The sequence below is a fragment of the Frankia sp. Mgl5 genome (assembly GCF_023242985.1).
Classification (GTDB): Bacteria; Actinomycetota; Actinomycetes; order Frankiales; family Frankiaceae; genus Parafrankia; species Parafrankia soli.
On record NZ_JALKFY010000393.1, the window covers coordinates 1 to 230 of the forward strand.

Sequence of the window (230 nt, forward strand, 5' to 3'; positions counted from 1 at the left end):
GCACATGCCTGATCGCAACAGGGCAACTCTCCATGCAAGCTCCGCATGTCGTACAGGAAAGCAGTTCCTCCTGACTAAAGCCATTCAACGGTTGATCCGGTTTATGCATCTGGTCGCGCAGCTTCATCACGATGCTGCGGGGAGCAAGCGGCTTGCCGCTCAGCGCAGCCGGACATACATCGTCACACCGTCCACACTCGGTACAGGCATCGAGGCTCAAGAGCTGGGAG

General features: G+C 57.8%; 1 protein-coding gene. It reads right to left on the bottom strand.

The window, feature by feature from the left end:
• A partial coding sequence (locus MXD62_RS40490) for a 4Fe-4S dicluster domain-containing protein (protein ID WP_368862369.1) occupies positions 1 to 220 on the bottom strand: 220 nt, incomplete at its 3' end.
• Between the last annotated feature and the right edge of the window lie 10 nt (positions 221 to 230).